General features: G+C 61.7%; 1 protein-coding gene. It reads right to left on the bottom strand.

Annotated features, from left to right (window positions below; all coding sequences use genetic code 11):
• Positions 1-685: 685 nt before the first annotated feature.
• Positions 686-4,151, bottom strand: a 3,466-nt coding sequence (locus tag ACLP9N_RS06720; RefSeq protein WP_442406656.1) for a non-ribosomal peptide synthetase, incomplete at its 5' end; no start/stop codon positions are given.

Genomic DNA, 4,151 nt, shown 5'->3' with positions numbered 1-4,151 from the left:
CATCACGAAACCAGCACTAACCGCTTAAACTGCCATCCGAAGGGTCGCGCGATCGAGCGAACTCTTACACGACTCCAATGGGCTTGGCTGTTACGCGAGTTTGGCTGCCGACCGTGTCCGAGGGGGGACTTGGCCACCTGCGACACGGGTTGTGATCCTGCAATTGAGGAAGTGAACGCATCGCACGCTGGCGCCGGATACCTTTCGAGGGCCGACACCAGAACCTTGCCGTTCGCCAGGGAACGGCTTGCAGCAGTCCAGTGGGGGATAAGCGGTCGGCGAGACTCCCACACTGCCAGGGTGAAAACGCCCGTTCTGGGCCGTTCCGCCGTGTCTACACAGTGGCGATCTGTACAGCTCGATGGGCAATTCTCGTGCTGATGTGTCCCACGTGTTTCAGTTGGTGGTCGTGTGTCTTAGGACATCGCTAGGACACGACAAGGAGGTGTTGGCAATCGATTGTTGAACGATTCGATGGTCGTCACGGTTGTTGTCAGAAGTGTCGTCCACTCAGTGCGGATTTCAAGTTCAGTGCGCGCAGCTCTGCATCATCGGAAGCAGCTGCTTGTATGCAGTTGGAGCTAGGCCAGCTCCTAGTCTGCTGTTGTACTGGAGGAAGGACAGAGCCGACAAATCACCAGAGATGCTGACAGCGGCCCGGTGATTTCTTCACCACAACGCCGCCTTAAGCTTCCAATGAAAATTTGAGTTGTTGGCCATACAGGCTGAGCGATTCGGCGGTCAACATGTCTGCATGTGTGCAGCCGATTGAGTACTCTGTAATGTGGCCAGCAACATAAGGCCGCCAACTTTCCATAGGAGACGAACTCCGAATTCTGTCATCCTGCAAAGCAGAAAATACGATTATATTACCATCGAAAACACCGGGTTCGTGAGCTCGATACAACGCCATGTTAGTATTAATGTTTTGAACTATAAAATCCCGAAGCTGCTTGTATCGAGCAAATTCTACGGCTGCTCGTTCGCGAACCAGCTCTTCTACCTGCTCGTAGGTAAGCGGCACATCCTGTTCCGGAATATCTATGCCACAGAACCGCAACACTTCGTCCAAGATGTGTTTCTCGTCTAAAGCACGGTCTGGTAGGGTGACGCTGCCGTCCAAACTGGGTTGAGCGTCGAGAAGGATAAGGCGCGCGATTACACATCCGCGTCGCTGAAGCTCGACGGCAAGTTCATGGGCGACGACGCCTCCAAAAGACCAGCCGAGAAGATTATAGGGTCCGGTAGGATAGAGCGCTTGGATCCTGTCGGCATAGTTTTTCGCCATATCGCGAATTGACCCAGGTTCAGCCTCTTCGCGCTGCAGGATTTGTTGAATTCCAATGATCGAGCAGTCTAAGTAATTACCAAGAGTCTGATACGCCCAACTCATCCCACCCACGGGATGAATGCAGAACAGCGGAACACCGGTACCCTTCTTCAGAGTCTGAACCGGAGCTAGTTCTTGCACAGAAATAGCATCTGCTTCCAGCCGCTGACTCAAACTTCTCACCGTGGGCGCTTCGAACACGGTTGGTACCGAAAGATCAACATTCAGTGAGGTGTTGATCGCCGCGATCAGGCGCATCGCCAGCAGCGAATCCCCACCCAAATCGAAAAACGAGTCGTCGACCCCGACCCGCTCGACACCTAGCACCCGGGCGTAGATGCCGGCCAGGATCTCCTCGGTGAGGGTGGCCGGGGCGCGGTAATGATCGATGCCCTGATATTCCGGTGCCGGCAGGGCGCGGATGTCGAGTTTGCCGTTGGAGGTTAGCGGCAGCGCATCGATCACCACCACCGCCGCCGGCACCATATAGGCCGGCAACCGCTCGCCCAGCGCGGCACGCACCCCGGCCGGATCCGCGGTCCCGGTCACATAGCCCACCAGGCGCTTATCACCGGGGCGGTCCTCGCGGGCGATCACCACCGCCTGCCCCACCCCGTCCAGCCCGGCCAGGGCGGCCTGGACTTCACCCAACTCGATGCGATACCCACGGATCTTGACCTGCTCATCGGCACGCCCCACATACCGCAGCTGCCCATCAGCACCCCACGACACCAAATCCCCGGTGCGATACATACGTATCCCCGGCGCTCCCGCGCCGCCGAACGGACACGCCACAAACCGCGACGCGGTCAAAGCGGACCGACGCCAATACCCATATCCCACAGTGGTACCGGATACATACAACTCACCAACTACACCGGCCGGCACCGGGCGCAACCATCCATCCAGCACAAACAACGCCGCCCCCGGCAGCGGCGAGCCGATCGGCGGCGCTCCCGAACCCGCCATCAACGGCGCACTATAGGTCACATCCACCGTGGCCTCTGTCGGGCCGTACTTATTGATCATCACCCGCCCAGGTGCCGCCCACCGGTCCACCAGGTCGGCTGGGCAGGCTTCACCGCCCACGAGTAAAGCCACCGACTCCAAACCGTCAGGCGACAAAGCCCCTGCAGCTGAAGGGGTCTGTTCTAAGACGTCGACTTGTTCAGATATCAGTAGGGCGTGAAGCTCGGCCGTCGATCTTGTCATCGACTCGGGAACCACCACCAGCCGCCCACCGTGTAAGAGCGCACCCCAGATCTCCAAGACCGAGCCGTCGAACGACAAGGAAAACCACTGCGTCCACACGCCGGGGCGCCGCAGGTCGGCGTCGAGTGACTCTATGTACTGGATCACGTTGTGGTGGGTAATGGCCACCCCCTTGGGGACACCGGTGGTGCCGGACGTGTAGATGATGTAGGCGATGTAATCAGGGGCTGGCGCCGGCAACGGAGTGCACGGATAAGCCTGAATCGCGGGGTCGCCGATGTCGATTACTGCCACGTCGTGCCCGTCTACCTGCTCACGCAGCCCAACACTGGTGATCGCGGCGATCGGCGCGGCGTCGGCGACCATGAACCCGATCCGGGCCGCCGGCAGCCCTGGGTCGATCGGCAAATAGGCCGCCCCGGTCTTGAGCACCGCCACCATCGCCACGACCGCCTCGGCCGAACGCGAAAACAAAAGCGCCACACACGCCCCCGGGCCCACACCCTGGCCCGCCAGCAGGTGCGCCAGCCGGTTAGCGGCCTCCTCAAGCTCGCGGTAGGTTATTGAGCGGCCTTCGAAGGTCACCGCCACCGCCTCGGGTGTGCGCGCGACTTGCGCGGCGAACACCACCGGAATCGACACCGGCGTGGTCGCCGCCTGGGTCAACAAAGCCCGGTTACCCCACCCATCCAGGCGGGCGTGCTCAGCCTCATCGAGCACATCGATCGACGACAGCCGCCGTGTCGGGTCGGCGGTCATGGCGACCACCACCTTCTGCAACCGCTCAATGAGCACCTCGATGCTGGCGGTGTCGAACACGTCGGTGTCGTATTCGACGCGAAGACCCAACTCGCGGCCCGGCGCGGCCGCCACCGTCAGCGGGTAGTGGTTGTGTTCGCGGGCGGTGAACTCGGTGATGGCCAGCTCGTGGTCGCCGGACAATGCGGCGGTGTCGATCGGATAGTTCTCGAATACGAACAGGGTGTCGAACAGCTGGTCGTGGCCGGTGACGCGGTGAATCTCCGGCAGCCCCAGGTGCTGATGCTCCAGCGTGTGGGTGTGGGCGCGTTGCAGCTGATCGAGCAGCTCGGCGGTGGTGGTCGCCGCGGTGATGGTCGCCCGCACCGGCACCGTATTGATCAACAGGCCCACCATCGACTCCGCGCCGGCCACCTCGGCCGGCCGCCCCGAGACCGCGGTGCCAAACGCGACATCATGCTGGCCGGTCAGCCCGCACAGCAGCTGCGCGAAGGCGCCCTGCAACACGGTGTTGACGGTGGTGTGCTGCGAGCGGGCCAGCTCACCAAGGGCCCGCGTGGTCTGCTCAGACACCCCAACCGAGGCAACGCCTCGCCGCCCCAGCCCCAACCGGCCCGCCGGACCCACCAAGGTGGGGGTGTCAAAACCGGCGAACACCTCACCCCAGGCCGCGCGGGCGGCCTCGCGATCGCGACCGGCCAGCCAGGTGACAAAGCTGCGATACGACGCGGCCGCGGGCAGCCGTTGCCCCAAATAGCCGGCAATGATTTCGCGCAGCAGGATCGACTGCGACCAGCCATCCATCACGATGTGGTGATTGGTCAGCACAAACCGGTGCCGGTCTGCCGCG

Source organism: Mycobacterium sp. (assembly GCF_052144515.1).
Taxonomy (GTDB): Bacteria; Actinomycetota; Actinomycetes; order Mycobacteriales; family Mycobacteriaceae; genus Mycobacterium.
The sequence above is the reverse complement of the archived record's forward strand: the minus strand, read 5'-3'. Positions and strand labels throughout refer to the sequence as shown.